The sequence below is a fragment of the Limnohabitans sp. JirII-31 genome (assembly GCF_002778315.1).
Classification (GTDB): domain Bacteria; phylum Pseudomonadota; class Gammaproteobacteria; order Burkholderiales; family Burkholderiaceae_C; genus Limnohabitans.
On sequence record NZ_NESA01000013.1, the window covers coordinates 13107 to 39755 of the forward strand.

The window sequence follows — 26649 nt, forward strand, 5'->3', positions numbered from 1 at the left end:
TGCTTGCACTTGTCTGGTGCCAATCTTGCGCAAGGGGTGACCCATCGCAGGGCGCGCCAAACAATGTTGTTGCCAGGATGTTTGCCAAAAAACAAAGGCCCGCAATGCGGGCCTTTGAGAATGTAGCGGTTGTGCAACCGTTGCGCAGGGGTCAGTGGCTGTCGGCTTGGCGCGCTGCTTCGATGGCTGCTGAGTCGTCTTCGCTCACGCCATTGAAAAACAGATTCAGCAAGACTGCCGACAAGGATGCCAGCAAGATGCCTGACTCAATCAGCGGGTGCAGGTTGTGCGGCATCCATTGCTTGAAGTTGGGTGCGATGAGTGGAATCATGCCGATGCCCACCGAGATCGCGACCACCAAGCTGTTGTAGCGGTTGTTCTTGAAGTCCACGCCACCCAAGATGCGAATGCCGGTGGCCGCCACCATGCCAAACATCACCAAGCCTGCACCACCCAACACCACGGTGGGCAGTGACTCGACCAAGGCGGCCATTTTGGGAATCACGCCCAAGATGATCAAGATCATGCCGCCTGCCACGCAGACAAAACGGCTCTTCACACCAGTGACCGCTACCAGTCCCACGTTTTGCGAGAAGCTGGTGTAGGGGAAGGTGTTGAAGATGCCACCAATCAAGGTGCCCAGGCCATCGGTGCGCAAACCACGCGTCAAGGCGGCGCGGTCCACATGACGGTCGGTCATTTCGCCCAAGGCCAGGAACATGCCCGTGGATTCGATCATCACCACAATCATCACCAGCGTCATGGTCAAGATGAGCACGGGGTCAAACACAGGCATGCCGAACTGGAAGGGCAGCACCACGTCAAACCAGGCAGCTTTGCCCACCTTGTCGAAATTCATCAGGCCCAAGGACGTGGCGACGATACCGCCAATGATGATGCCCAACAGCACCGAAATATTGGCAATGAAGCCACGTGCGTACTTGGCGATCAACAAAATGGAGCCAAGCACCAGTGCGGCAATGCCCACGCCCGTGAGGTCGGCGTATTTGGGGTTGGGTATTTGCGCCACCAAGGCCAAGCCCTTAGGGACTGGGGGCACAACAGACCCGGGTGCTGAGGCAGCGGCGGCAGCGTCTGCCAGCCACTTGGCATGCTCAGGATTCACGATCGATGGTGCCGTGGGGCCAAAGGGGTTGCCAAAAATCCAGTTGATGCCAATGCGCATCAGACTGATACCGATCACAGCAATGATGGTGCCTGTCACCACTGGCGGGAAAAACCGCAGCAGTCGGCTCACGACCGGTGCAATCAAGATGGAGATAACACCTGCGCCAATGATGGCACCAAAAATCAGTTGCGCGCCCGTGTCGCCCGGGTTGGCATTGGCCATCGACACCATCGGTGCCACAGCGGCAAAGGTCACGCCCATCATCACCGGTAGGCGAATACCGAACCACTGTGTGGCACCCCACGACTGAATGAGTGTGACCAAGCCGCAAACAAACAAGTCGGCCGAGATCAACATCGCCACTTGCTCGGGGCTGAGCTTCAACGCTCGACCCACGATCAGAGGCACAGCCACAGCGCCGGCGTACATCACCAGCACGTGTTGAAGTCCTAACGCTGCCAGTTTGCTGTTGGGCAAGCGTTCATCGACGGGATGGGTGGATTGGGTCATAGGGGGGTCCTTACAAGGTCGTTACGGGGCAAACTGTATACAGTTTTGTATGTAAGCTGCATAACGGGAAACCCTTACTGGACGATTTAATGAGCTAAAAGTAGTGCATCACGCCACGGGCAATCGTTGTTCGCTGGCTTGTTAACGCTGCAAAAGAGCGCCTTCCCCCGTGCCGACTTCGCGCCTGATCCCAACGCCAACAAAGCCGAACAACTCGCCGTGTTCAAAGCCTTCATTGCCGACAAAGAGGCCAGCTTGTTCAACACGCTCGACGCGCAAGCCGTTCGCGACGAAGTAGTACTCAAGTGTGGCTTTCAACTCGATGAGTAGCTCACGCCCATTGCAGAGGTCACGCTCGCTGGTGCTCAGTCCCTCGCGTTGCCCACTGTCGACTTCCTCGCGCTTGACCCATTCCAGCAGCGTCTGGGGCAAACAGCCGATCTTGGGCGCAATCGATTCAACAGCCGCCCACAGCGAGGGATATTCGCCTCGGTGCTCCTGCACCAGCCTCACCGCACGCTCCCGGACTTCGGGGGAAAACTTGTTTATCTTGTTCATGGCTCCACCTTCTCAAAGGTTGGAGCCTCCTCGGTTCCCGGGGCGGTTCACCCGCCACACGTCTTGGTCTCGGCCAAGGTTCTGCTGCAAAGCAGACGTGCAAAAGACGGGTTTTCTTTTAGCTCGTACTTTTGAGCGTTGGGGTGAGCGGTTTGATGCGCTTGCGTTTCTTGGCAAGCTGCTGCGCGGTCCAAAGATCGCGTTGCTGCTGCAAGGCCAGCCAGTGGCCAGGTGTAGTACCGAGGGCCTCGGATAAGCGCAAGTCCATATCGGCACTGATGGCCGAGCGCCCATTGACCACCCGCGAGAGCATGACGCGGCTGGTGCCAATGTGAGACGCAAACAAAGTCACGCTCATATGCAGGTCTTTTAACCAGCCTGACAAAAGTTCACCAGGGGATGCGGGGTTGTGCATTTTTAAAGTTGCCATCAGTGATAGTCCAAGTAGTCGAGCAGTTCAACGTCTGTGTCTATGAATCGAAAAGTCAGTCGCCAATTGGCTTGAACCCAAATTGCATAGAACCCCTTTCGGTCACCGCGCAATTGATGTATTCGCCAAGAAGGACGCTGTAAGTCTTCTGGTCCTTGTGCCACGTTCAACACAGTTAGCGCTTCACGCAATCGTTTGCGATGAATGGCTTGGATGCCAGCAACGCTGCCGGTGTGAAAAAAAGTTTCGAGGCCTTTATGTTTGAAGCTGATGATCATAAAGTGTAAATCATGGGTTTACAAAATGTTTATGAATTCATCTTTGCATTCAAAAAGAATGGCGTGCAAATGTGGCGCTCAAAAAAATACGGCCCATGAGGGCCGTATCCGCATTTATGTGCTGACTGCTTTAGCTGAGTAAATCCAACAACGTCCGCGCCACCACCTTCGTGGCGCGTCGCACGTCTTCCAGCATCACGCGTTCGTCGTTGCGCTTGGCGTGGCTCTCTAGCACGGTGCGCGGGCCTGCCCCGTAAATCACGCCGGGAATGCCACGCTCCACATACAAACGCACATCGGTGTAGAGCGGGGTGCCCACAGCGGGGATAGGTTCGCCAAACAGTTGCTCGCCGTGTTTTTGAATGGCGTCCACCAAGGGCTGGTTACCCGCGAGTGGCACCATGGCTTTGGCCAGCAACAGGCGTTTGATGTCGACCTTGAGTTGCTTGCCGCCACGCGGTGGGTTGAATGAAGCGGCTGCGTCTTCGATGGTGTTGCGAATCGACGCTTCCACCTCGACGGGGTTCTCTTCGGGAATCATGCGGCGGTCAAGTTTGAACACCACTTTGCCCGGCACCACGTTGGTGTTGGTGCCGCCGCTGATTTGGCCCACGTTGAGGTAAGGGTGGGTGATACCTTCCACCTTGGAGGTGGTTTTCAGGTAGTCCGCGTTGAGTGCGTGCAGCGCGTTCAAGATGTGCACGGCACCTTGCAACGCGTCGGTGCCACTGTCGGGAATGGCAGCGTGCGCCATTTCGCCTTGCACGGTGACTTCCATTTGCAGACAACCGTTGTGTGCGGTCACCACCTGGTAGCTGAAGCCTGCGGCAATCATGAGGTCTGGCTTGGTGAGGCCTTGGGCCAGCAACCAGCCGGGGCCTTTTTCGCCGCCAAATTCTTCGTCGTAGGTGAAGTGCAGTTCCACGCCGCCACGCAGCTGCACCAGCGGCTGCCCTCCTGGTTCTTGAGGCAGGCCCAAAGATTCCAAGGCGCGTGTGGCAAAGGTGAAGGTTGAGAAGTCGCTTTTGCTCACGGCGGTGGCACGGCCATACATGGCGCCGTTGTCAATTTCGCCGCCGTAGGGGTTGTGGGTCCAGCCTTCGCCTGGAGGTACTACGTCCCCATGCGCGTTGAGGGCAATGGTTTTGCCGCCATCGGCAAACTTGCGGCGCACGATGAGGTTGGTGATGCTCTCCAGGCCATAGGCCTTCACCTCGTCGCTGGGCACGGCGTGTTTCTCGGCAACGTAGCCAAAGTTTTTCAGCAATTCAGCGGTGCGCTCTGCATGGGGCGCGTTGTTGCCGGGTGGTGTGTCGGTGGGCACTTGCACCAAGGCTTGCAAGAACTTCACCTGTTCGTCAAAGTGGGCGTCGATCCAAGCATCGAGTTGGGCGTAGGCGGCGTTGTGGTTGTGGTCGGTCATGGGTGTCTCGTGGTGGGGTGCGCAGGTTCAAGCGTGGGTGTTGTGCAGCAAGTGCATGAAGGCGTCGATGGCCAACTGCATGTCGTCGCTGGTGGTGCTCTCTAACGGGTTGTGGCTGATGCCTGCGTTTTGGCCACGCACAAACAGCATGGCCTGGGGCATCACCTCATGCAACTTCATGGCGTCGTGCCCGGCGCCGCTGGGCAGGTGAAACAAGGGCACGCCCAGGGCTTGCACGGCGGCTTCCCAGCGCGCTTGCCACTGCGGTGCGCTGGGGGCGGCGCTGGCACGCATGGTTTCTTCCAGCGTGTAGTGCACGCCACGGCGGGTGCAAATGGTTTGCAGAGCATTGAGCACATCGCGCATCAACAGGTCGCGCTGTCCGTTGGTGGGAGCGCGTAAATCCAGGCTGAACTGGCAGCGCCCTGGCACCACGTTGATCGAACCATTTGGCACCGTCAGCAAACCCACTGTGCCCACGGCGTTGCATTGGCCGTCAGCACCGCGGTCGCGCAAAGCGCGTTGCTCCACATACAAGGCCAGTTCGGCCACGGTTGCTGCTGCATCGCGGCGGCGGTCCATGGGGGTGGTGCCTGCGTGGCTGGCCATGCCCCTGACTTCACCCACAAAGCGCACGCTGCCGTTGATCGAGGTCACCACGCCCAGCGGCAGATCGCGCTCGTTGAGCACCGGCCCCTGCTCGATGTGCACTTCCACAAACCCCAGGTACTTGGATGCATCGCGGGCCAGCTTGGGGATGTCGGCCAGTTTCAAGCCCGCTTGTTGCATGGCTTGGCGCATGGTCACGCCGTCGGCATCGGCTTGGTCCAGCCATTCGTGTTTGAAGTCGCCCACCAAAGCGCCCGATCCCAAGAAGGTGGCTTTGTAACGCTGGCCTTCTTCTTCTGCAAAGGCCACCACTTCCAGGTTGAAGGGCAAACGCTGGTTAGCGCGGGCCAGTTCACGCACGCAGGCCATGGGCACAAAAATGCCCAGGCGTCCGTCGTACTTGCCGCCGTTGCGCACCGTGTCGTAGTGCGAGCCGGTCATCAAGGTTTTGGCGTTCTCGGTGGCTGCTTTGTAGATGCCCACCACGTTGCCCACCGCGTCAATGCGCACATCGTCAAAGCCGCAGGCTTGAAGCCCCAGTTCAATCGTGCGGGCGCATTTCTGGTGGGCATCGGTCAGATAGGTCACGGTCAGCGCGTCGTCTGCATCGCTGAATTGGGCCAGCCATTCGTGCCAGTCCCACACCTCGTGGCCCAGTGTGGGTTGGTAGCCAAGTTTGTCGTTGAGGCGAATCTCCACAATGCGGTGGATGTTGCGCAAGCACTCAGCCAATTCGTAGTCGGGGTGGTTGTCCAGACGACGTTCGAAAGTTTGAATGATTTGTTGGCGCGTCAAGCCCGCACCGCGTGGGCCACGCACCGCCAGGATGAAGGGAAACCCAAATTTGGCGTTGTAGCTGGCGTTGAGCTGTTGGATGTGAGCAAATTCTTGGGGGGTGCAGTCGGTCAACCCCGCTTTGCTTTGCTCATTCGTTGATTCAGCGGTGAGGCTTTTTGTCACCATGGCTTTGCCAGCCAATTCAGGGTGGGCACGTACCAGGGCCACTTGGGCGTCACGGCCCGCACGGTTGAGCACCTCGACCATGGCGTGTTTGAGAGCGGCAGCAGACGCAAAAGGGCGCGCGTCAAGCGCTTGCTCGGCAATCCAATCCGAGTGTTCGTACAAGCCTGTGAGCAAGGCTGCGGCCTCTGCGCGGGGCAGGGTGTTGATCTGGTTCAGCGTGATGTGCGTGGTGCTCATGGCGGTGTCCTGCGGAGGCGGTTAGACGTTGGCTGGGTAGGGATGCACTTGCTTCCAGTGGCGGGCAATGTCAATGCGCCGCGCCACCCACACACGGTCGTGTTTGGCGATGTGGTCTAAAAACTTTTGCAGCGCCACGATGCGTCCGGGCTTGCCCAGCAAGCGGCAGTGCATGCCCACGCTCATCATCTTTGGGGCGTCTTCGCCTTCGGCGTAGAGCGCATCAAAGGTGTCGCGCAAGTAGATGAAGAAGTCTTCTGCCTGGCTAAAGCCTTGTGGCAAGGCAAAGCGCATGTCGTTGCAGTCCAGCGTGTAGGGCACCACCAAGTGCGGCGCGATGTCGCCATTGCTTTTTTGCACTTGCATCCAAAAGGGCAGGTCTTCGCCGTAGTAGTCGCTGTCGTACTCAAAGCCGCCATGGTCGAGCACCAGCCGGCGTGTGTTGGGGCTGTCGCGTCCGGTGTACCAACCCGCGCCGTGGATCGAGTTGCCGTGGGTGGTGTGCGTCAAACGCTCGATGATCTCAATGCCGCGTTCCAGATGCGCCCGCTCTGTCGCCTCATCGATGGTTTGATAGTTGATCCAGCGCAAGCCATGGCAGGCAATCTCGTGCTCCATCTCGACCAATGCAGCCGTGAGTTCGGGGTGGCGATCTAACGCCATGCTGACACCAAACACGGTCAAGGGCAGGCCGCGTTTTTCAAACTCGCGCAAGATGCGCCACACGCCCACGCGCGAACCGTATTCGTAAATACCTTCCATGCTCAAGTGGCGGTCGGGAAAGCTCGGTGGGTTGAACATCTCGCTCAAGAACATCTCACTGCCCGCGTCGCCGTGCAGCGTGGCGTTCTCGCCGCCTTCTTCGTAATTCAACACAAACTGCACCGCCACGCGGGCCTGGCCTGGCCATTGAGCATGCGGGGGGGTGCGGCCATAGCCCACCAAGTCGCGCGGGTAGGGGGCGGTGCTGTTGTAAATGGCGTGGGGGTTAGACATGGGGTGTTCCGGTTCAGGCCAAGGCCATGGCAATGTCGTTGCTGGGCACTTTGCGGTCGAGGGTGAGGTTTTCTTCCACATGGCGCAGGTGCTCGTCCATCAAGCGCACAGCCAACTTCTCGTCCTTGGCGGCAATGGCTTTGATGATGTCGGCGTGCTCTTCTGCCGAGTGTTCCGCGGCATGGGTGCTTTGGTACATCAGCGTGATCAGCGCGCAGCGTGAAATCAACTCGCCCAGCATTTGGGCCAGCACCTGGTTGTTCATCAATTCGGCGATGCGCACATGAAAGTCGCCCAACAAGTCGGTGCGGCCTGGCACATCGCCGCTGCTCACCGCGGCTTTTTCTTGCGCCACGTGTTCTTTGAGGGCTTTGATTTGGGCTGGCGTGACGTGACGCACAAAGTTGCGCGTCATTTCGGCTTCGAGCATGCGGCGCACGGCAAACACTTGGCGCGCTTCGTCGGAAGAGGGGGTGGCCACAAAGGCGCCGCGTGCGGGCTCCATGCGAATCAGGCGTTTTTGTGCCAACTGAAACAAGGCCTGGCGCACCAAGGTGCGTGACACGCCAAAGTGATCGGCTAGTTTTTGCTCGGCCAGTTTGGTGCCTGGGTGCAGGCGGTGTTCCACGATGGCCTTGGTCATCGCATCCACAATGCTTCGGGTGGCGGTTGAGCTGTCCATGAGAGTCTCCGGCAAGGTCGTTATTGTTCAATGATAGCTTCAAATACAAAAACTGTATACACTTTCAGTCAACCGTTTTGGTTGCCATCTCTTTTTTGGAGCGACACATGGGATTGAGCACACACGTTTTAGACACCATGCACGGTGGCCCCGCCGCAGGCATGCAGGTGTCTTTGTTCACCACAGCCAATGGCCAAGCCAGCTTGGTCAAATCGTTCACCCTGAACCACGATGGTCGCAACCCAGATGGCCTGCTGTATGACAACGACAGCCTGAAGAAGGGCACCTACCGACTGGTGTTTGACGTGAAGGGTTACTTCGCCTCCAAGGGCGTGGCTTTGCCAGAACCTAACTTCCTAGACCAAGTGATCCTGGACTTCGGCGTGGCCCATACCGACCAGCATTACCACGTGCCTTTGCTGGTCAGCCCCTGGAGTTATTCGACCTATCGGGGGTCTTGAGTTTTAGGTGCTCTATGCGTTGAAGCTTGAAATGCTGTCTTGGTATTTCAAGTGGCTTTTTCAGACAGCTGAGGTCAGTCCACCTTAATGATGGTCTTTTGAATCCAGTCCCGCTTACGTTTAACCGGCGGGAAATATAGGTATTGGTAAAGCACTTAAGTGTGATGTCGTGTGAATACGGCTTATGAAGTTTCAGAGTGCGACACCGACAACGATTTTCCTGGCATCAAGAAAATGGTCAGCGGTGTTCTTGCGTTGCGCAAGTCCATCTGCGTCAGGGTTAACAGGGAGACGACGATGCTCAAGCCCCGTGTGTACAATTCAAAGCACATTCGCCCCTTGGCAGTACGCCCTCTCATTTATCCTGAGAGTGTGCCGAACCCCTGGGGCTTCTTCATTTCAGGCTTCCAATGCAAGGTGGTGGCATGAGTAGCCAGCAAATTGCCATTCTCATTGACGGTGGTTTCTTTCTTAAACGTTTAGGAAAATTGGTTTCCGCTCATCGATGCGACACGCCAGAGAACATTGCACGCTGTGTCCGTCAGCTTTGTTTTACTCATGTGATGCGTCTGAAAGGAGGTAGTGGCAAGCTATGGCAGCAGCACCTTTATCGCGTTTTCTTTTATGACGCCCAACCCTATGACGGTAAAGCCCACCATCCTGTCGATAACAAATTAATTGACTTCGGTAAGTCGGATGTTGCGCTAAATAGACATCAGCTTTTCGAGCAGTTGCGTAAAGAACGAAAACTGGCGTTGCGCCTTGGCAAAGTCAATCGTGAACACGATTGGATGCTGTCTCCGCGACTGACCAAATCGGCACTGAAAACTCGGGTGCAATTAGCCCCGCTTCAATGTCTGACAGGGCAACTACAACAAGTCGTGGACCCCGCTGAGCCTGTGCAATTGCAACTCAGTACTGAGCAAGCGCGACAGCTCTTGAGTGCCCATGACTTTTGGCAAAGCTTGCGGGCGGGTGATGTGGCTCTTGGCCTGCGTCAAAAAGGCGTGGACATGCGCATTGCCATCGACATCGCCAGCCTGACCTTGAAGCAACAAGTCAGCACCATCGTGTTGGTGGCAGGTGATAGCGACTTTGTGCCTGCAGCCAAACTCGCTCGCCGTGAAGGCATGGAGTTCATCCTCGATCCTCTTTGGCAAAAGGTGAACGATGATTTGTTTGAACACATTGATGCTTTGCAATCAGGTCTCAAACGACCGACTCGTGAAGACCATTTACTTGTTACCAGCGTAAAACCAGCACCTGAGTTTTTAGATGACTTGCAGGGCTGAGAGTCTTCAACTTGGGTGTAGCGCTGCTACCGCGCGTGGCCCAGGGGTGTGTCGGCAACCTTTAACCATGTTTTTATCGCTCAGTCCAGCTTGACTTTTGACAAGTCAAACAAAGGCTTGGGCATCTCCAGCTTCATGCTTTCCAAGGTTTGCACCAACAGGTCTGCCACAAACAAGTCGCGGTAGGGTTTGGAGTCGGCAGGCACCACATACCAAGGTGCGTCGGGTGTGCTGGTGGCCGACAGCGCGTCTTCATAGGCCTCGGCAAACTTGGGCCACAGTTGACGGTCTTCAAAGTCTGAGGGCTGCAACTTCCAGTGTTTGTGGGGGTCGTCTAGGCGCGCTTGCAAACGCTTTTTTTGTTCGGCTTTGGAGATGTGTAAATAGCATTTGAGAACGGTGATGCCCGAATCAGACAACAGGCTCTCAAAGTGCTTGATGTCATCAAACCGTTTTTCGCAGGTGTCTTTTTTCACCCAGCCGCGCACACGCGTGACCAGCACATCTTCGTAATGGCTGCGGTTGAAAATCACCATTTCCCCCAACACAGGCGTCTTCTGGTGGATGCGCCACAAAAAGTCGTGACTTTTTTCTAAGTCGCTGGGCGCACCAAAGGCCTCGGCACGCACGCCCAAAGGACTGATGTGGGTGAAGACGCTGCGAATCACCCCGTCTTTGCCCGCAGTGTCCATGCCTTGCAAGACCAGCAGCAAGCCCTTGCTTTTGCCTGCATGCAAAGTGCCTTGTAGCTTGTTGAGCTTGTCGCCGAGTTTGTGCATGCTGCTTTGCCATGCCTCATCGGTGGGCAAGTCTTTGGGCGAGGGCAAAGTCTCGATATCGCGCAGCTTGAGGCTGCTGTTGGATTTGACGCGCCAAGGAGAATAGTCTTTGTGTTCCATAGGCTCAGTGTAGGGCGGTCGATTTAGCTATTTAGTGCGCTGTAGACCTGATTTATTTGTATACCAAGTGGCATACCTGCCCCGAATTCGGGGAGCAAGTCATTAAAATCCTGTGATATTTTTCTCTAGCTTTTCAGCCCCCACCATGACCCAAGTCACCAACACTGTGCGATTTGTGCTCGACGGCCAAATCGTTGAAGCCCAAGGTGTGCGCCGCACCACCACTGTCCTTGATTACCTGCGTGAGCAACTGCACCGCAAGGGCACCAAAGAGGGCTGCGCCGAAGGCGATTGCGGTGCGTGTGTGGTGATGGTGGGTGAGCTCAATGCTGCTGGCACTGGCGTGAACTACGTGCCCGTGAACAGCTGCATCCAGTTGTTGCCTGCTTTGGATGGCAAGTCAGTCAAGACCGTGGAAAGCCTGAAAAAAGCCGATGGCTCCCTGCACCCGGTGCAAGAAGCCATGGTGGGCTGTCACGGTTCGCAATGCGGGTTCTGTACCCCTGGCATCGTGATGAGCTTGGTCAACCTGGTGCAAACCAACACCAGCCCCAAACGCCAAGAGATCACCGATGCCCTGAGCGGCAACCTGTGCCGCTGCACAGGCTACACCCCCATCATCGACGCCACGGTCAAAGCCTGCGAAAAGAAAACCGCTTTGAAAGTGGACGACAGCGCCGATGTGCCGCTGTTGCAAGAGATCAAGCGCGCTGCCACACCCACCCTGAGCCTGGACGGCGACATCATCGTCCAGCCCGTGGTGCGTACCAAAAAGGGCAACGAGTTCGTCTCGCCCGCCACGCTCGCCGAAGTGGCCGATTACCTGGTGAAGCACCCCACCACTACGCTGCTCGCGGGCAGCACCGAGGTGGGTTTGCAGGTGAACAAACAGTTCAGCCGTCCTGACCACATCATGTACCTGGGCAACGTGCAAGAGCTGCGCCAAGTGGCCGACACCCCCAAGGCCTGGCGCATTGGCGCTGCGGTGTCGCTGACACAGGTTGAAACCCTGGTGGCCCATGCCTACCCCGACTTTGCCGAGGTGCTGCGCCGCTTTGGCTCGCCCCCCATTCGCTCCACCGCCACCTTGGCGGGCAACATTGCCAACGGCTCACCCATTGGCGACACCATGCCGTGCTTGATGGCGCTGGGTGCCAGCTTGGTGCTGCGCCGTGGTGACAAAACCCGCACCATGGCGCTGGACCAGTTCTACACCGGTCAAAAGCAAAACGTGTTGCAAGCCGGTGAATTCATCGAAGCCATTGAACTGCCCAAACCGGCAGCGGGCGCGGTGTTCCGTGCCCACAAGGTGAGCAAGCGTTTTGAGCAAGATATTTCGGCCACCTGCGCCGCCATCAGCTACAGCCTCAAAGACGGCAAGCTCAGCGGTGTCAAGCTGGCCTACAACGGTTTGGCACCATCGCCTTGCCGTGCACCCAAGCTCGAAGCGGTGTTGGAAGGCAAAACACCGGCTGGCGTCAGCGCGGCTGAGCTGGATGCTGCCATTGCAGCCAGCTTTGTGGCGCGTGACGGCTTGCGGGCCACCTGGGCTTACCGCTCGCTGGTGGCGCGCAACCTGGTGCTGGATTTCATCGAAGAACAAACCTCGGAGGTGGCGTAAATGAATGCTCCTATCAACCTCAAAAACTTGTTGCCCGCCTCGGGTGTGCAACAAGGTACCGACGTGATTCACGAGTCGGCACACCTGCACGTCACCGGCTCAGCCACCTACACCGACGACATTCCTGAGTTGGCTGGCACCTTGTACGCCGCCCTCATTTTGTCGCCCGTGGCGCATGGCGAGTTGATCGGCGACGGCATTGACCGCGCCGCCATTCTGAAAGAACACGGCGTGGTGGCGGTCTACACCTCCAAAGACATTCCGGGTGAAAACAACTGCGGCCCCATCAACCACGACGATCCGTTCTTGGCCGTGGGTAAGGTCGAGTTCATCGGACAAGCCGTGGCGGTGGTGGTGGCGCGCGACATGTTGTACGCACGCGAAGCCGCCAAAAAAGCCAAGGTGCAAGTGAAAGAACTCACGCCCATCTTGACCATCGACGAGGCCATGGCCGCACAAAGCTTTGTCATGCCCCCCAAAGGCATCACCCGTGGCAACGCAGCGGATGCGATTGCCAAGGCCCCGCACCAGCTCAAAGGCAGCACCGAGACCGGCCAGCAAGAACAGTTCTACCTGGAAGGCCACATCACCTACGCGGTGCCCCGTGAAGACGGTCAGCTCACCCTGTACTCGTCAACCCAACACCCCGATGGCAATCAGCGCGAAGCCGCTGCGGCACTGAACCTCACCACCAACGACGTCGAAGTGATTTGCCGTCGCATGGGCGGAGCGTTTGGTGGCAAAGAGGGCAATGCCAGCATCTTCAGCCAGAGCGCTGCGCTGGCGGCCCATTTGCTGCAAAAGCCGGTCAAGCTGCGCGTCAACCGCGACGATGACATGACCATCACCGGCAAGCGTCACGACTTCCGCATTGATTACAACGTGGGCTTTGACAACGACGGCCGCATCTTGGGTGCCGACATTGCCTTGCTGTCACGCTGCGGCTACAGCACCGACTACTCGGGCCCGGTGAACGACCGTGCCTGCTTGCACATCGACAACTGCTACTACATCCCCAACCTGCAACTCATCAGCCACCGTTGCAAAACCAACACCCAAAGCGCCACCGCTTTCCGTGGTTTTGGTGGCCCACAGGGCATGTTTGGCATTGAGACCGTGATTGAGCAAATCGCCAACACCTTGGGCAAAGACCCGCTGGATGTGCGCAAGCTCAACATGTACCAAGACCCCGCCATCTCGGGCAATCCCGCCACCATGACCACGCAGTACAACCAGTTGATCGAAGACTGGGTGGGCGACCAAGTGGTCAACCAAGTCGAAGCCGAGTCCAAGTACCGCGAGCGTCGCGCCAGTGTGAACGCCTTCAACCAGGCCAACACCAAGCGCAAGCGCGGCCTGGCTTTGGTGCCCTTGAAGTTTGGCATCAGCTTCACCGCCACCATGCTCAACCAAGGCGGTGCCTTGCTCAACATCTACATGGACGGCTCCATCAGTGTCAACCACGGTGGCACAGAAATGGGCCAAGGCCTCAACACCAAGATGGCTCAGGTGTGTGCCGACGGTTTGGGCGTGTCTTTGCAGTACGTGCGCGTCACAGGCACCGACACCCAGAAGGTGCCCAATGCATCGGCCACCTCGGCCTCTAGTGGTGCCGACATCAACGGTGCCGCCATCATGAACGCCACCGCACAAATGCGTGAGCGCTTGAAACCCGTGGCCGCCCGCATGTTGGGTTGCGACGCTTCCGCCGTCACCTTTGCCGACAGCCAAGCCCATGGGGGTGGCAAGTCGGTGGCTTGGTCTGCGTTGGCCAAGCAAGCCTGGCTCGACCGTGTGGGCTTGTCGGTGACGGGCTTTTACATGACCCCCGAAATTGCGTACGACTTCACCACCTTGAATGGCCGTGCGTTTTATTACTACTGCTACGGCGCTGCGGTGACCGAGGTTGAAATCGACACCCGCACCGGCGAGTGGTGGCTCAAAGCGGTGGACATCGTGCACGACGCGGGCAAGAGCATCAACCCGGCCATCGACAAAGGCCAAATCGAAGGCGGCTACGTGCAAGGCATGGGCTGGCTCACGATGGAAGAGTGCATTTGGGACAAAAAAGGCAAGCTGCTCACCCATGGTCCGAGCACCTACAAAATCCCGGTGGCTGGTGACATCCCTGAGCACCTCAACATCACCTTGTTCGATGGCAGCAACGTCAAGCCGACGCCGTTCAACAGCAAGGCTGTGGGCGAGCCGCCGCTGATGTTGGCCCTGTCCACCTACTTTGCCTTGCGCGATGCGGTGAGTGCCAGTGCCGACCACAAAACCGTGGTCCACATGAATGCACCGGCCACGCCCGAGCGCATCTTGATGGCCTGCGAACGCGCCAAAGCCGCTGCACACTGAGCTTGTGCCGCGACACACCGCTGAACTGTTGAACCAACTCCAGCACGCCGACGGCGTGCTGGTGACGGTGCACAGCGTCGAGGGCTCAGGTCCACGTGATGTGGGGGCTTGGATGGCGGTTTTTCCGCACACCTTGGTCAACACCATTGGCGGTGGCCACCTGGAGTTTCAGGCCATCGACGAAGCGCGCGCCTTGCTCCACAAGCGCGCCAATGCCTCTGCCGAGGCGCCAGCCAGCCACGAAGACCACATCTTCACCTTGCGTTACGCGCTGGGGCCGGCGCTGGGCCAATGCTGTGGCGGTGTGGTGCATCTGCGGTTTGAACCCGTTGGCGTTGCCGACGCTCCAGCGTTGCAGCAGCGCTTGCTCGCCAATGGTCAACCGCTGGCCTTGTTTGGTGGGGGTCACGTAGGGCGTGCCCTGATTCATGTGTTGGGAAATTTGCCGTTTGTGGTGCGCTGGATCGACAGCCGAGACGAAATTTTTCCGGCGCAAGTGCCCCTGAATGTGGTGACAGAGCACTCCGACCCCGTGCACGCTGCGGTGGCCGATTTGGCACCCAACTCAGCCGTGCTCATCATGAGTTTCAGCCACGCTGAAGACCTGGATGTGGTGGCGGCCTGCTTGAAGCGTCAGCGCGCCTTGGGCGACATAGGCTTCATTGGCCTGATTGGCAGCAAAACCAAATGGGCCACCTTTCGTCACCGCTTGGAAGCACGCGGATTCAGCGCCGACGAGCTGGCGCGGGTGACCTGCCCCATCGGCATTGAAGGCATCACCGGCAAAGAGCCCGAGGTGATTGCGGTGGCGGTGGCTGCACAGCTGCTGCAGCGCGCAGTGCCTTCAGCTCTTTGACTGCAACAACACGTCGTAGAACAGCTGCGCCGCAGCAGACAAGGCGCGGCCACGCCGCTTGATCAGCCCCAGCGTTCGGGTGATGGGCGGATCGGTCAATGGCACGCTGGCCAGCGTGGCATGGTCGCTGCGCGGCATGGCCAGTTTGGGCACTACGCCCACGCCCACGCCGGCTTCCACCAAGCTCACCAAGGCGGTGACGTGTTGAACCTCGCAAAACCAACGTGGCAGGGCCGTGCTCTTAGCCAAGGCCAGGTCAATCAGCATGCGGTTGCCGCTGCCTTGCGCCACCGACACGTAGTCGTACTGCGCCAACTCAGCCCAACGCACGCGGCGTTTTTTGGCCAGCGGATGCTGGCGCGCACAGGCCAGCACAAAAGGGTCTTCAATCAAGGGCTCAAACTCGATGTCAGGTTCTTGCGTGCCAATGTAGGTGAGCCCAAAGTCGGCTTCGCTGTGCGCCACGCTCAGCAAAATTTCAGCCGACGTTTCGTCTTGAATGCGCAACTTGATGTTGGGGTATTTGTCGTGATACGCCTTGATCACACCCGGCAGAAAGTACGCCACGGCCGAGGGCACGCAGGCGATGGTGACCTCGCCCGACAAACGCGCGGCCACGTCGTGTGTGCCCAACAGGGCGTTGTCGAGTTCGTTCAGCACATGACGCGCCTTGTTCACAAAGCCACGGCCTGCCGTGGTGAGCGACATCTGGCGGGTGGTGCGCTCAAACAAGCGCACGCCCAACGCACCTTCTAGCTTGTCAATGCGTCGGCTCAGGGCCGATTGCGAGATGCACAACACATCGGCAGCGGCTCGAAAGCTGCCGTGGTCGCTGGCGGCCACAAAGGCACGCAGGTCGGAGAGGTCGAAATTCATGCGTGTAACGCACCAATGATTGAGATATTTGCACTTTACTCGACTCTTGGGCGCTTTCATAATTCGCCCCAACCAAGAAAGGCGCCTCCCATGAACGATGTGAAAAAACCAAGCACTGCATTGCACGAAGCAGAACTCACCACCCTCGGCACACGTGCCTTCCAAGGCTTGGGCTTGCCTCTGGCCGACGCCCAAGAAGTAGCCCGCGTGTTGGTGATGGCCGACTTGTTTGGCCTGTCTACCCATGGTTTGAGCCGCGTGGAGTCGTATGGCGAGCGTTTGCTGCTCAAAGGCATCAAGGCCGAACCCCACATCACGGTCGAGCGCGTGGCGCCTGCCATGGTGCGGGTGGATGGCGACAACGGCGTGGGCCCGGTGGTGGGCATGCGCTCGCTCAAGGCGGCCATGGAAGTGGCCCGCGAATGTGGCGTGGGCATTGCATTCGCTCGCGGCAGCAACCACTTTGGCCCCATTTCACCGTATTCGTTGATTGCCGCTGAAGCAGGTTTCGCCAGCATCATCGGCAGCAACGCCACCACCACGATTGCGCCTTGGGGCGGCAGCGATGCACGCCTGGGCAATAGCCCGATTGGTTTTGGCGTGCCGCATCCGGGTGGCCAACCCTTCTTGCTCGACATGGCCATGAGCGTGGTGGCGCGTGCCAAGATTCGCAATGCGTTCAAGCGTGGCGAGTCGATTCCCGACACCTGGGCCACCGACAAAGAAGGCCGTGCCACCACCGATCCCAAAGCCGCATTGGACGGTTTCTTGCAGCCCGTGGGTGGGCACAAAGGCTACGGTCTGGCGCTGTTGGTGGACTTGTTTGCAGGTCTGCTCTCCAACGCGGCTTACTTGACGCATGTGAAGTCGTGGGTCGATGCGCCCGACGAGCCGCAGAACCTGGGCCATTTCTTCATCCTGATCGACACCCAGCGCTTGGGCTCGAGCGAGTGGCTGGCCCAGCGCATGAGCGACTTTGCCGCCATCTTGCATGACAGCCCACCGGTCGAAGCCGACAAGCCCGTGCTGGTGCCCGGCCAAATTGAACTGGCCAAAATGGAACGCCAGCGTCGCGAGGGTGTGGTGCTTGACCCGGCTGTGTTGGCCTTGCTCTACAAGTACGCTGCTGTGGCCCCTTGAGTCATCCGCCCGAAAACAACAACCCAGAAAGAGACAAACATGAAACGCTTCGTTCCTGTGTTGACATCGTTGCTCGCCTTGATCGGTGCAGCCCACGCGCAATCGGACTACCCCAACAAACCCATTCGCATGGTCGTGCCTTATGTGGCTGGAGGTGCGGCAGACATCACGGCACGTGTAATTGGGCAAAAAATGTCCGAAAGTTTGGGCCAGTCGGTGATCATCGACAACAAGCCCGGTGCCAACGGCATGCTGGGGACAGACTTTGTGGCCAAGGCTGCGCCCGATGGTTACACCTTGTTGCTCACGGCCAGCGGGCCCATCGTGGTCAACCCTGTGCTCTATGCCAAGGTGCCTTATGACGCCGTGAATGACTTGGCGCCTGTGAGCCAAATCACCAGCTACCAATATGCGGTGGCGGTGCCTGCCGCGTCACCGATTCAAAACATGCGCGATCTGGTGGCCCTGGCCAAAGCCAAACCCAAAGAAGTCAGCTACGGCTCCACGGGCATTGGTGGCGGTGGTCACTTGGCGGGTGAGCTGCTGAGTCAAATCACGGGCACGCAAATGATCCACGTTCCCTACAAAGGCGCAGCACCGGCCCTGGCCGATTTGTTGGGTGGGCAACTCACCTTCACCTTCGAGCCTGTGGTCACCGCAGGACCGATGGTCAAAGCCGGCAAGCTGCGAGCCTTTGCGGTGTCCGGCCCCCGACGTGCGGCCAGCCTGCCGCAGTTGCCCACGCTCAACGAGCTGGGGTTCACGGGCTTCAACATCACCCAGTTCCAGGGGGTGTTTGCACCTGCCAAAACCGACCCCGCCATCATTGCGCGCTTGCACCAAGAAATTGTCAAAGCCAGCAAGTCCATCGACGCCAATCGTCGTCTCGTGGACGAGGGAGGCAACGAAATCATTGCCAGCTCGCCGGCCGAGTTTGCGCGTCTGGTCAAATCTGACTTGGCCTTGTATGGCAAGCTGATCAAAGACGCGGGCATCAAGCCCGAGTGAGACCCTAGATATGTGTAGGAGTGCGAGATGTACCAAGTCGATGTGTTGATTCAAGGCTTTCCCGGCCGCGCCGTGTGCCACGGTGGCTTGGGCTGGAGCACCATCACGTTGTTGCGTGGCGAAGGCCGTGTGATCTTGTTGGATGTGGGCGCCTTTGGCGTGCGCAAGCCCTTGGCCAAACAACTGCAAGCGCACGGTGTGCGCGCCCAAGACGTGACCGATGTGGTGCTGACCCACGCCCACTACGACCATGCGGTCAACTTCACCTTGTTTCCCAATGCCACCGTGTGGATTGGCGACGCCGAGCTCACCTGGGCGGCCAGCGAACCGGCAGGCTTCAACCCCTTGCCCGAGTTGTATGTGCGCGAGTTGTGCCAGTCGCCACGCGTCCAACGCATCCAAGCGGGCGACGCCTTTTTGCCGGGCTTTGAAGCCTTGGCAGCGCCAGGTCACACCCCCGGGCATTTGATTTTTGTCTTGCATGGCAACCAGGTGCCCATTGTGTTCACGGGCGACGCGGCGAAGAACCGTGCCGAGTTGTTGTCGCGCAGCGTCGCCGACAGCGACGACATGGCCGACAGCATCAGCACCCTGAACCTCATTTGGGATTGCTGGCGCGCCAAGCCCGGCACGCTGCTCATCCCCGGTCACGACCTCACCATGGTGCTCGACGCTTCGGGCGAGCCGCAGTACATCGGCCAGCGTGAAGCCTCCATTGCTGCTTGGTTTTCCGAGACTCTTGAGCAGTCCACCACCATCGACTTGTGCGCCAATGCGGGCACCGGTTTGTTCACCGATTTGGTGGCGCGTTGAGCGCTGCCTGACTTCCTTCTTTCACGGCCATCACCACCACCACTACCATGTCTTACAGCCCCGCTTTGCTTGCTGAATTTGCACCCACCGGCGTCTTGCGCGCCTCCATCAATCTGGGCAATCCCATCCTGGCCAATGCTGGCGCAGACGGTCAACCCTTTGGCGTGTCCATTGACTTGGCGCGTGGCTTTGCCAAGCACCTGGGCCTTCCCCTTGACCTCGTGGTGTTTGACGCCGCAGGCAAGTCGGTCGATGCCGTGACGAACGAGCAAGCCGACTTTGGTTTCTTTGCGGTCGATCCGGTGCGGGGTGCCGGTATCCACTTCACCGCCCCCTATGTGTTGATCGAAGGCAGCTACATGGTGCCCGAGGCATCGGCCATTCACAGCAACAACCAAGTGGACAACGCGGGTGTGCGCGTGGTGGTGGGCAAGGGCAGTGCGTATGACCTGTACCTCACGCGTGAGTTGAAGAACGCCAGCATCGTGCGTGCGCCCACCTCGCCCACCGTGGTGGACACCTTTTTAGCGCAAGGCTGCGAGGTGGCGGCAGGCGTCAAACAGCAACTCGAAGCCGATGCACTGCGTGTGCCTGGCATGCGCTTGTTGCCCGGTCGCTTCATGGTGATTCAGCAGGCCATGGGCTTGCCCAAGAGCCGCAGCCCCGAAGCCGTGGCCGTGTTGCGCGCCTATGTGGAAGATATGAAGCAAAGCGGCTTTGTGGCCGACGCCCTCAAACGCCACAACATTCAGGGCGCTTCGGTGGCCCCTGCGGCCTGACACCGTCTGGCGTGGGGTGATCAAAAAGGGCTCGCCACCCGCTTGGCTTGGTGACAAAAACTGTATACACTTCGTGCCACCTGTCGCAGCGGAGCAGGGCACAGCATGTAGCGCACATGCAGGCCCCTTGTTCGCGACCCTTGCTTCATTCACAGTGCCCGCGGTGGTGAATGATCTCTTCTAGCCAATGGACGGGTGTGACATGGATGCGTACTTACTCGATTGGGCCAACCTGCTGCTGCGCTGGGTGCATGTGATCACCGCCATCGCTTGGATTGGCTCTTCGTTTTATTTTGTTTTTCTCGACAACAACCTGATCAAGCCCAACTCACCGGACTTGTTGGAAAAAGGTGTGGACGGTGCCATGTGGGCGGTGCACGGCGGGGGGTTTTACAACCCCCAAAAGTACATGGTGGCGCCCAAGAAGATCCATACCAAACTGCATTGGTTTTACTGGGAGGCCTACACCACGTGGTTGACCGGCTTCTCGCTGTTCACCGTGCTGTACCTCTGGAATGCAGGCACCTTTTTGATCGACAAGTCCTTGATGGACTGGTCACCTGCCCAAGCCATCACCGCTGCGTTGAGCTTCTTGGTGGTGTTCTGGTTGATCTACGACACCGTGAGTCGTGTGTTTGGTTTTCGTGAGAACGGTGAACGCATCGTCGGCGCCATCATGATGGGGGTGGTGGCGTTTGCAGCCTGGGCGGCATGCCACTTGTTTGCAGGCCGTGCGGCCTTCTTGCTGGTGGGGGCCATGATTGCCACGGCCATGAGCGCCAACGTGTTCTTTTGGATCATCCCCGGCCAACGCAAGGTGGTGGCCGCCATGACCTCTGGCGTGGCGATGGACCCCAAAGAGTTGGCCATGCATGGCAAGCGCGGCAAGCAACGCAGCGTGCACAACACCTATTTCACGCTGCCGGTGATTTTTGCCATGCTGAGCAACCACTACAGCTTCTTGTACACCCACGAATACCACTGGGTGGTGTTGGTGTTGATGATGTTGGCAGGTGCCTTGATTCGCCAGTTCTTTGTGCAACGTCACGGCTACCACTTGGGCCGAGCCAGCAACCCCTTGCCCTTCGCCATCGCTGGTGTGGTGGTGCTGTTGGGCGTGATTGTGTGGTTGCGTCCAGCACCCACGGCCAACGCCAGCGCAGCCTCGGCTGCTCCTGTGACATTTGCCCAAGTCAGCCAAGTGTTTGAGCAACGCTGCTACATGTGCCACGGAGCCCAGGTGCAAATGAAAAACGTACGCTTTGACACCGCCGACGGTGTGAAACAGCACGCACTCAACATTTACCAACAAGCCGTGGTGTTGCGGGTGATGCCCATGAACAACGCCACCGGCATCACCGAAGGAGAGCGCGGCTTGATCAAGCGTTGGTACGAGGCGGGTGCCAAGACTGAGTGAGTTTGGTCTAGGCTGGCTTTTGACCGTTTCATACGCGGGTCTTCTTTTTATACAACGCTCCAAAGTATTACTCTGTAGAATTCGGTAACACTTTGGAGCAAAGTCCATGTCCACCACCCTGACCGTCAAAGGCCAAGTCACTATTCCTAAGCAAATTCGCGATGCGCTGAATTTGCAGCCTGGCAGCTTGGTCGACTTCGCCGTCAACCGCGATGGCGAGGTGGTGTTGCACAAAGCCCCGCAAAAAAACAAACGCAAGCTTGACCGGTTCGAAGCGGCTCGCGGCAAAGCCGATGTGGCTTGGCGCACCCAAGACCTGATGGCTTTGTTGCGCGGCGACGCCTGAATGCTGGTTGATACCAACGTCTTGGTCGACGTGTTGCAAAACGACCCGGATTGGGTGGACTGGTCCATTGCTCAGTTGCGCGCACAGTCGCAGATCCATCGCCTGATCATCAACCCGATCATTTATGCCGAGCTGTCGTTGACGTTTTCAAGCGTCGAAGCCCTGGACCGCGTGCTGGCCGATATGGTGTTGCCCGTGGTCGAAGTTCCCAAGCCCGCCTTGTTTTTGGCGGGCAAAGCGTTTGTACAGTACCGTCGCAGTGGTGGACAAAAAAGCAATGTGCTGGCTGATTTTTTCATTGGCGCGCATGCAGCGGTGGCCCGACTGCCCATGCTCACCCGAGACGCGCAGCGCTACCAAAGTTACTTTCCAAGCGTTCGCTTGGTGATGCCGGAGATGAAGTGATGCGCTTGTGGCAACGTGCCGTCCTGGCAGTTTTTCTGTATGGGTCTCTGGCGCTTGTTCATGCAGGCAAAGTGAACGTGGCCGTGGCGGCCAACTTCGCCGCCCCGATGCAAAAAATTGCACAAGCCTTCGCACAAGACACGGGGCACACCGCCTTGCTGGCGTTTGGTGCCACGGGCAAGTTCTACGCGCAAATCAAAAACGGTGCGCCGTTTCAGGTGCTGCTGGCGGCTGACGACGAAATACCCGCCAAGCTGGTGGCCGAGGGTAGAGGCCAAGCAGGCACTGTGTTCACCTATGCCACCGGGCGCTTGGCCTTGTGGAGCAAACAGGCTGGCGTGGTCGACGATCAGGGCCGGGTCTTGCATGGGCCCTTGTCGCAGCAGCCCCAAGTCAAGCTGGCCCTGGCCGATCCGAGGTTGGCACCCTATGGTGCAGCCGCTGTGCAAACCTTGACCCAGCTCGGTGCCTGGCCCCGCTGGCAAAGCCACGTGGTGCAGGGCGAGAACATCGCCCAAGCCTTTCAGTTTGTGGCCACAGAAAACGCGCTGCTCGGTTTTGTGGCCTTGTCGCAGGTGTGGGCCGATGGCCGTGTGAGCCAAGGCTCAGCGTGGGTTGTGCCACAGCAACTGCATGAACCGCTGCGCCAAGACGCGGTGCTGTTGCAAGGGGGCAAAGACCACCCCGTAGCGCTGGCCTTGATGGCGTATTTGAAGGGCGAACGGGCCAAGGCCATCATTCGCGCTTACGGGTACGAGGTCTGAAGCGCATGAGGTTGAAAGCATCGCCATGAATTTCTCCCCCGACGATTACAAGGCCGTGTGGCTCACGCTGCAGCTCGCCACAGCCACCATGCTGTTGCTGTTGCTGTTGGCCACGCCGCTGGCGTGGTGGTTGGCGCGTAGCCGTTCGGTGTGGCGCACACCGGTCAGTGCGGTGGTGGCCTTGCCCTTGGTCTTGCCACCCACGGTGCTGGGTTTTTATTTGCTGGTGGCTTTGGGGCCGCACGGGCCGGTGGGGCAGTTCACGCAGTGGGCAGGTTGGGGCAGCTTGGCCTTTAGTTTCACGGGCTTGTTGTTGGGCTCGGTGATTTATTCTTTGCCGTTTGCGGTGCAGCCTTTGCAACATGCTTTTGAGGCCATGGGCACGAGGCCCATGGAAGTGGCGGCCACCTTGCGCGCCAGTCCGTGGGATGCGTTCTTCAGTGTCGCCGTGCCTCTGGCGCGCCCTGGCTTTGTCACGGCGGCCATTCTGAGTTTTGCCCACACGGTGGGTGAATTTGGCGTGGTGTTGATGATTGGCGGCAACATTCCCGACAAAACCCGCGTTGTCTCCACGCAAATCTATGGTCACGTCGAAGCCATGCAGTACGACCAAGCGCACAGTCTGGCAGGGCTCATGCTGGTGTTCTCGTTCGTGGTGTTGATGGCCGTGGCGTGGTTCAACCAACGTGGCAGTCGGGTGACACCATGAGCCCACAGCTTCACTTGTGCGTGCAATTGCCGCGTGTTGATTTTTCGCTGGATGTGGATGTTCGCTTGCCCGCGCATGGCATCACGGCGGTGTATGGCGTCTCGGGATCGGGCAAAACCAGTTTGTTGCGCGCGGTGGCGGGCCTGGAGCCTCAGGCGCGTGGTCGCGTGGATCTGGCCGGCCAGGTGTGGCAAGACGATGCACAAGGCATTCGTTTGCCTACCCACCAACGCCCAGTGGGCTATGTGTTTCAAGAGGCCAGCTTGTTTGACCACTTGGATGTGCAGGGCAACCTGAGCTTTGGCCTGCGCCGCAGCGCGGGTCAACCACACACCCTGGATGCCGCCATTGCCTTGCTGGGCATTGGCGGTTTGCTCCAGCGCCGTGTGCAACAACTCTCAGGCGGTGAGCGCCAGCGTGTGGCCATTGCCCGTGCTTTGGCGACGCAGCCTGCCTTGCTGTTGCTGGATGAACCCTTGGCTGCGCTCGACGCTGCCAGACGACAAGACATCTTGCCGTGGCTGGAAAAGTTACGCGACGAGTTGCAACTGCCCATGTTGTATGTGACCCATGCCATGGACGAAGTAGCGCGTTTGGCCGACACCATGCTGCTGATGCAACAAGGTCGTGTGCAGGCGGTGGGGCCCGTGTCTGACGTGCTCGCAGGCAGTGATGCGGCGCTGATGTTGGGTGACGATGTGGGCGCTTTGTTAGACGCCCACGTGCAAGCCTTGGATATCACGTGGCACTTGGCGCAAGTCGGCTTTGACGGTGGGGCCATGTGGTTGCGCGATACCGGCTTGGTGCTGGGACAACGGGTGCGCCTGCGTGTGTTGGCGCGCGACGTGAGCATCAACGTGCAGGCCGCCACAGGCACCAGCATTCAAAACCATGTGCCGGGCGTGGTGCAGTCGTTGACGCCAGACCTCCACCCCTCTCAGGTCTTGGTACGCGTGGCCTGCGGACCGTCGGTGTTGGTGGCGCGGGTCACCGCACGGGCAGTGCACGAGCTGGGACTGACCGCTGGGCAAACTGTGTGGGCGCAGGTCAAGTCGGTGGCCTTGGTCAAGTAGCGCGACCAGACGCAGCGCGTGCGCGGGGTGCCTGCACGATCTCTTGAAACATCTGTTTGAGTTGCGCGCTCAGCGGCGACTCGGTGCGCGACTTCATGGTGACCCAACCAAAGCGTGCTTTGGCGTTGAGCGCTGGCGTCATGGGCAACTCCACCAAGTCGGGGGCTGCTGCGCGAATGGCTAGCACCACGGCATCGCTGTGACGGGCCACGTCCAGCAGGCTTGAAATTTCTTCGCAGCGCAAATTCACCAGTGCATCGGGATGCGCCTGCGGACCGTAGCGCTCCATCAAGATGCGGGCCACTTCATCGCTCAAGGGGGTAGACGCCACGGGGTAACCGCGCACCATGTCAAGCGTCACCTTGCGTCGCTTGGCAAGCGGATGCCCTTTGCGACACATGAAGGCGCCGTCGATTTCTTGCACCAGCTCAACGTGCAGGTCGGTGGCGGGTTTGAGTGACCGTATGTCAATCACCAGTGCATCCAAGCGGCGTTCGCGCAAGGACTGAATCAATAACTCCGTGCTGCCGCGTGAAATATCGATCTGCGCTTTGGGGTGTTCACGCGCCATGTGCATGAGCAGTGGTGTCATCAACAACGCGCCCGGGCCAGACCCCAAGCCAATGCGCACCTGGCCGATCTCACCCTTGAGCAAGCGTTGTCCGGTTTGGCGCAGCTCATGCGCGCCATCGACCAAGTGTTGTGCATGCCGCACGATGTGTTGGCCAAAGGCGGTCAGCTCGTTCTTTCGGCCAATGCGGTCGAACAAAGCTTGCCCCAGTTCGTCCTCCAGCGACTTGATGCTGCGACTCAGCGCAGGTTGCGTCAGGTGCAGCTTGTCGGCGGTTTTGCTGAACGAGCCTTGGCGGGCCAGCTCGATCAAGTGTTTGAGTTGAACCAGGGTCATGGTTGCATCCATTCATGCATTTAAATTATGGAAATCAATACAACAATGCATTGGACATTATATTTTTGCATTTCTACGATCAGCCCATCACACCACCCATGTCACCACCCAAGGAGTTGACACATGCCTTTCACACTTCGCCGTTTGTTTCCGCTGTTGGCCAGTTTGTTGATGAGTGGCGCCGTGTTGGCGCAGACCTACCCCAGCAAGCCCGTGACCTTGATGGTGCCGTACCCGGCGGGCGGTTTGTCAGACGTGATCGCACGCACGGTCAACACCACCTTGGCGAAAAACTTTGGTCAACCCGTGATCGTGGAAAACTTAGGCGGCGTGAGCGGTGCCATTGCAGCCCAGAAGGTATTGAACTCACCGTCTGACGGGCAAATCATTTTTCAGGGCTCGCCCAACGAACTGATCTTGTCGCCTCTGGCCAATGCGGCGGTGAAGTTCAAGAGCGAAGACTTCCGCCTGGTGCAAATGATTGCCACCGCACAAATTGCCTTTTTGGCGCGCAAAGATTTGCCCGTCAACAACGTGGATGAATTTGTGGACTACGCCCGAAAAATGGCCAAAGAAGGCAAGCCCATCACCTACGCCAGCGTGGGGCCGGGTTCGTTTTATCACCTGCTGGGTGAGCATTTGTCCAAGGTCACCCACATCGAGATGACCCATGTGCCCTACAAAGGCGCGGCACCTGCCAACCAAGATTTGTTGGGCGGCCAGGTGGATATCTTTTTGGCACCCTTTGGCAAGTCGTATGACGAGTTGGCCAAACAAGGCAAGCTGAAAATTTTGGCCATGCTCAACACCGAGCGCTTGGAGGGGGTCAAAGACTATCCCGCCATCACCGAGAGCAAAGCGCTCAAGACCTTCACCTTCACCATCTGGACCGGTTACTTTGTGAAAAAAGACACGCCAGAGCCCATCGTCCAAACCATCCACAAAGCCATCACCGATTCATTGACCGACCCAGCCGTGCGCAGCGGCTTAGAAGCCAACAGCCAACTCGTGGCTAAGCCTTTGTCACTGGTGGCGGTAGACAAGGCCTATGTGGATGGCACGGCACAGTTCCGCGCCATCGCCAAGTCCATCAACTTGCAGCCACAGTGA

General features: G+C 58.5%; 26 protein-coding genes and 1 pseudogene. 16 read left to right on the forward strand and 11 right to left on the reverse strand.

Going from position 1 to position 26649, the window contains the following annotated elements:
- Positions 1-151: 151 nt before the first annotated feature.
- The 8 genes and pseudogenes from B9Z41_RS14420 to B9Z41_RS14455 all read right to left on the reverse strand — a co-directional run bounded on the left by B9Z41_RS14420 (position 152) and on the right by B9Z41_RS14455 (position 7815).
- On the reverse strand, positions 152-1639 hold the full coding sequence (locus B9Z41_RS14420) for a nucleobase:cation symporter-2 family protein (RefSeq protein WP_100147780.1): 1488 nt from the start codon (positions 1637-1639) through the stop codon (positions 152-154).
- 348 nt (positions 1640-1987) lie between these two features.
- Positions 1988-2197 (reverse strand): annotated as a pseudogene (locus B9Z41_RS14425) (IS3 family transposase); the annotation flags it as partial.
- Positions 2198-2315: 118 nt separating this feature from the next.
- Positions 2316-2627 carry a HigA family addiction module antitoxin gene (locus B9Z41_RS14430; RefSeq protein ID WP_100147781.1) on the reverse strand — a complete coding sequence of 104 codons (312 nt, stop codon included), beginning with the start codon at positions 2625-2627 and terminating at the stop codon, positions 2316-2318.
- Positions 2627-2905: a type II toxin-antitoxin system RelE/ParE family toxin gene (locus tag B9Z41_RS14435; RefSeq protein WP_100147782.1), complete on the reverse strand. Its 279-nt coding sequence runs from the start codon at positions 2903-2905 to the stop codon at positions 2627-2629. Before B9Z41_RS14435 ends, B9Z41_RS14430 begins: the two co-directional genes overlap by 1 nt.
- A gap of 130 nt (positions 2906-3035) precedes the next feature.
- Positions 3036-4328 (reverse strand): M20/M25/M40 family metallo-hydrolase, encoded by a 1293-nt coding sequence (locus B9Z41_RS14440; RefSeq protein WP_100147783.1) that lies wholly within the window; start codon positions 4326-4328, stop codon positions 3036-3038.
- A 27-nt stretch (positions 4329-4355) separates the two neighbouring features.
- Positions 4356-6137, reverse strand: a complete 1782-nt coding sequence (gene uraD / locus B9Z41_RS14445) for a 2-oxo-4-hydroxy-4-carboxy-5-ureidoimidazoline decarboxylase (protein ID WP_100147784.1) — start codon at positions 6135-6137, stop codon at positions 4356-4358.
- A gap of 21 nt (positions 6138-6158) precedes the next feature.
- Entirely contained in the window at positions 6159-7133 is a 975-nt protein-coding gene (gene puuE / locus B9Z41_RS14450; protein WP_100147785.1) for an allantoinase PuuE, read from the reverse strand.
- 13 nt (positions 7134-7146) lie between these two features.
- Positions 7147-7815 carry a GntR family transcriptional regulator gene (locus tag B9Z41_RS14455; RefSeq protein ID WP_100147786.1) on the reverse strand — a complete coding sequence of 223 codons (669 nt, stop codon included), beginning with the start codon at positions 7813-7815 and terminating at the stop codon, positions 7147-7149.
- A 107-nt stretch (positions 7816-7922) separates the two neighbouring features.
- Here B9Z41_RS14455 and uraH point away from each other — a divergent pair, with 107 nt between their 5' ends.
- Both uraH and B9Z41_RS14465 read left to right on the forward strand, forming a co-directional pair.
- A complete protein-coding gene (gene uraH / locus B9Z41_RS14460; protein WP_100147843.1) occupies positions 7923-8276 on the forward strand; it encodes a hydroxyisourate hydrolase in 354 nt (117 codons plus the stop codon).
- Positions 8277-8701: 425 nt separating this feature from the next.
- Entirely contained in the window at positions 8702-9568 is an 867-nt protein-coding gene (locus tag B9Z41_RS14465) for an NYN domain-containing protein (protein WP_100147844.1), read from the forward strand.
- Between the two features lie 80 nt (positions 9569-9648).
- On the opposite strand, the gene B9Z41_RS14470 is transcribed toward B9Z41_RS14465, so the two are convergent.
- Positions 9649-10467, reverse strand: a complete 819-nt coding sequence (locus tag B9Z41_RS14470; RefSeq protein WP_100147787.1) for a PPK2 family polyphosphate kinase — start codon at positions 10465-10467, stop codon at positions 9649-9651.
- A gap of 145 nt (positions 10468-10612) precedes the next feature.
- Between B9Z41_RS14470 and xdhA the strand changes: the two genes are divergently transcribed.
- The 3 genes from xdhA to xdhC are packed head-to-tail and all read left to right on the forward strand — an operon-like array spanning position 10613 to position 15302.
- Complete coding sequence (gene xdhA, locus B9Z41_RS14475; RefSeq protein ID WP_100147788.1) at positions 10613-12088, forward strand: xanthine dehydrogenase small subunit; 1476 nt, start codon at positions 10613-10615, stop codon at positions 12086-12088.
- Complete coding sequence (gene xdhB, locus B9Z41_RS14480; RefSeq protein ID WP_100147789.1) at positions 12089-14446, forward strand: xanthine dehydrogenase molybdopterin binding subunit; 2358 nt, start codon at positions 12089-12091, stop codon at positions 14444-14446.
- A 4-nt stretch (positions 14447-14450) separates the two neighbouring features.
- On the forward strand, positions 14451-15302 hold the full coding sequence (gene xdhC, locus B9Z41_RS14485; protein WP_100147790.1) for a xanthine dehydrogenase accessory protein XdhC: 852 nt from the start codon (positions 14451-14453) through the stop codon (positions 15300-15302).
- On the opposite strand, the gene B9Z41_RS14490 is transcribed toward xdhC, so the two are convergent.
- Positions 15291-16178: a LysR family transcriptional regulator gene (locus B9Z41_RS14490; protein WP_100147791.1), complete on the reverse strand. Its 888-nt coding sequence runs from the start codon at positions 16176-16178 to the stop codon at positions 15291-15293. The genes xdhC and B9Z41_RS14490 overlap by 12 nt on opposite strands.
- Positions 16179-16268: 90 nt before the next feature.
- Between B9Z41_RS14490 and B9Z41_RS14495 the strand changes: the two genes are divergently transcribed.
- The 10 genes from B9Z41_RS14495 (at position 16269) to modC (ending at position 24632) form a co-directional block, all read left to right on the forward strand.
- Positions 16269-17318 (forward strand): Ldh family oxidoreductase, encoded by a 1050-nt coding sequence (locus B9Z41_RS14495; protein ID WP_100147792.1) that lies wholly within the window; start codon positions 16269-16271, stop codon positions 17316-17318.
- 39 nt (positions 17319-17357) lie between these two features.
- Complete coding sequence (locus B9Z41_RS14500) at positions 17358-18326, forward strand: tripartite tricarboxylate transporter substrate binding protein (protein WP_100147793.1); 969 nt, start codon at positions 17358-17360, stop codon at positions 18324-18326.
- 27 nt (positions 18327-18353) lie between these two features.
- Positions 18354-19139, forward strand: coding sequence for an MBL fold metallo-hydrolase (locus B9Z41_RS14505; RefSeq protein WP_100147794.1), 786 nt, complete (start codon positions 18354-18356; stop codon positions 19137-19139).
- Between the two features lie 47 nt (positions 19140-19186).
- A complete protein-coding gene (locus B9Z41_RS14510; protein WP_100147795.1) occupies positions 19187-19918 on the forward strand; it encodes an ABC transporter substrate-binding protein in 732 nt (243 codons plus the stop codon).
- A gap of 202 nt (positions 19919-20120) precedes the next feature.
- Complete coding sequence (locus tag B9Z41_RS14515) at positions 20121-21335, forward strand: urate hydroxylase PuuD (RefSeq protein WP_100147796.1); 1215 nt, start codon at positions 20121-20123, stop codon at positions 21333-21335.
- Positions 21336-21441: 106 nt separating this feature from the next.
- The gene (locus tag B9Z41_RS14520) at positions 21442-21681 is read left to right on the forward strand and encodes an AbrB/MazE/SpoVT family DNA-binding domain-containing protein (protein ID WP_100147797.1); all 240 of its coding nucleotides are present in this window, start codon (positions 21442-21444) and stop codon (positions 21679-21681) included.
- Positions 21682-22086, forward strand: a complete 405-nt coding sequence (locus tag B9Z41_RS14525) for a type II toxin-antitoxin system VapC family toxin (protein WP_100147798.1) — start codon at positions 21682-21684, stop codon at positions 22084-22086.
- A complete protein-coding gene (gene modA, locus B9Z41_RS14530; protein WP_100147799.1) occupies positions 22086-22850 on the forward strand; it encodes a molybdate ABC transporter substrate-binding protein in 765 nt (254 codons plus the stop codon). The genes B9Z41_RS14525 and modA overlap by 1 nt, the downstream gene beginning before the upstream one ends.
- A 25-nt stretch (positions 22851-22875) precedes the next feature.
- Positions 22876-23559, forward strand: a complete 684-nt coding sequence (modB, locus tag B9Z41_RS14535) for a molybdate ABC transporter permease subunit (RefSeq protein WP_100147800.1) — start codon at positions 22876-22878, stop codon at positions 23557-23559.
- On the forward strand, positions 23556-24632 hold the full coding sequence (modC, locus tag B9Z41_RS14540) for a molybdenum ABC transporter ATP-binding protein (RefSeq protein WP_100147801.1): 1077 nt from the start codon (positions 23556-23558) through the stop codon (positions 24630-24632). The genes modB and modC overlap by 4 nt, the downstream gene beginning before the upstream one ends.
- Here the strand turns inward: modC and B9Z41_RS14545 are convergent.
- Positions 24625-25539, reverse strand: a complete 915-nt coding sequence (locus B9Z41_RS14545; protein ID WP_100147845.1) for a LysR family transcriptional regulator — start codon at positions 25537-25539, stop codon at positions 24625-24627. The two genes, modC and B9Z41_RS14545, sit on opposite strands and share 8 nt — an antisense overlap.
- Before the next feature lie 123 nt (positions 25540-25662).
- Between B9Z41_RS14545 and B9Z41_RS14550 the strand changes: the two genes are divergently transcribed.
- Positions 25663-26649, forward strand: a complete 987-nt coding sequence (locus B9Z41_RS14550) for a tripartite tricarboxylate transporter substrate binding protein (RefSeq protein ID WP_100147802.1) — start codon at positions 25663-25665, stop codon at positions 26647-26649.

Bases quoted from the DNA above. Each gene is read 5' to 3' on its own strand.
- B9Z41_RS14420 (WP_100147780.1), bottom strand. From the start codon at position 1,639: ATGACCCAATCCACCCATCCCGTCGATGAACGCTTGCCCAACAGCAAA.
- B9Z41_RS14430 (WP_100147781.1), bottom strand. From the start codon at position 2,627: ATGGCAACTTTAAAAATGCACAACCCCGCATCCCCTGGTGAACTTTTG.
- B9Z41_RS14435 (WP_100147782.1), bottom strand. From the start codon at position 2,905: ATGATCATCAGCTTCAAACATAAAGGCCTCGAAACTTTTTTTCACACC.
- B9Z41_RS14440 (WP_100147783.1), bottom strand. From the start codon at position 4,328: ATGACCGACCACAACCACAACGCCGCCTACGCCCAACTCGATGCTTGG.
- uraD (WP_100147784.1), bottom strand. From the start codon at position 6,137: ATGAGCACCACGCACATCACGCTGAACCAGATCAACACCCTGCCCCGC.
- puuE (WP_100147785.1), bottom strand. From the start codon at position 7,133: ATGTCTAACCCCCACGCCATTTACAACAGCACCGCCCCCTACCCGCGC.
- B9Z41_RS14455 (WP_100147786.1), bottom strand. From the start codon at position 7,815: ATGGACAGCTCAACCGCCACCCGAAGCATTGTGGATGCGATGACCAAG.
- uraH (WP_100147843.1), top strand. From the start codon at position 7,923: ATGGGATTGAGCACACACGTTTTAGACACCATGCACGGTGGCCCCGCC.
- B9Z41_RS14465 (WP_100147844.1), top strand. From the start codon at position 8,702: ATGAGTAGCCAGCAAATTGCCATTCTCATTGACGGTGGTTTCTTTCTT.
- B9Z41_RS14470 (WP_100147787.1), bottom strand. From the start codon at position 10,467: ATGGAACACAAAGACTATTCTCCTTGGCGCGTCAAATCCAACAGCAGC.
- xdhA (WP_100147788.1), top strand. From the start codon at position 10,613: ATGACCCAAGTCACCAACACTGTGCGATTTGTGCTCGACGGCCAAATC.
- xdhB (WP_100147789.1), top strand. From the start codon at position 12,089: ATGAATGCTCCTATCAACCTCAAAAACTTGTTGCCCGCCTCGGGTGTG.
- B9Z41_RS14490 (WP_100147791.1), bottom strand. From the start codon at position 16,178: ATGAATTTCGACCTCTCCGACCTGCGTGCCTTTGTGGCCGCCAGCGAC.
- B9Z41_RS14495 (WP_100147792.1), top strand. From the start codon at position 16,269: ATGAACGATGTGAAAAAACCAAGCACTGCATTGCACGAAGCAGAACTC.
- B9Z41_RS14500 (WP_100147793.1), top strand. From the start codon at position 17,358: ATGAAACGCTTCGTTCCTGTGTTGACATCGTTGCTCGCCTTGATCGGT.
- B9Z41_RS14505 (WP_100147794.1), top strand. From the start codon at position 18,354: ATGTACCAAGTCGATGTGTTGATTCAAGGCTTTCCCGGCCGCGCCGTG.
- B9Z41_RS14510 (WP_100147795.1), top strand. From the start codon at position 19,187: ATGTCTTACAGCCCCGCTTTGCTTGCTGAATTTGCACCCACCGGCGTC.
- B9Z41_RS14515 (WP_100147796.1), top strand. From the start codon at position 20,121: ATGGATGCGTACTTACTCGATTGGGCCAACCTGCTGCTGCGCTGGGTG.
- B9Z41_RS14520 (WP_100147797.1), top strand. From the start codon at position 21,442: ATGTCCACCACCCTGACCGTCAAAGGCCAAGTCACTATTCCTAAGCAA.
- B9Z41_RS14525 (WP_100147798.1), top strand. From the start codon at position 21,682: ATGCTGGTTGATACCAACGTCTTGGTCGACGTGTTGCAAAACGACCCG.
- modA (WP_100147799.1), top strand. From the start codon at position 22,086: ATGCGCTTGTGGCAACGTGCCGTCCTGGCAGTTTTTCTGTATGGGTCT.
- modB (WP_100147800.1), top strand. From the start codon at position 22,876: ATGAATTTCTCCCCCGACGATTACAAGGCCGTGTGGCTCACGCTGCAG.
- modC (WP_100147801.1), top strand. From the start codon at position 23,556: ATGAGCCCACAGCTTCACTTGTGCGTGCAATTGCCGCGTGTTGATTTT.
- B9Z41_RS14545 (WP_100147845.1), bottom strand. From the start codon at position 25,539: ATGACCCTGGTTCAACTCAAACACTTGATCGAGCTGGCCCGCCAAGGC.
- B9Z41_RS14550 (WP_100147802.1), top strand. From the start codon at position 25,663: ATGCCTTTCACACTTCGCCGTTTGTTTCCGCTGTTGGCCAGTTTGTTG.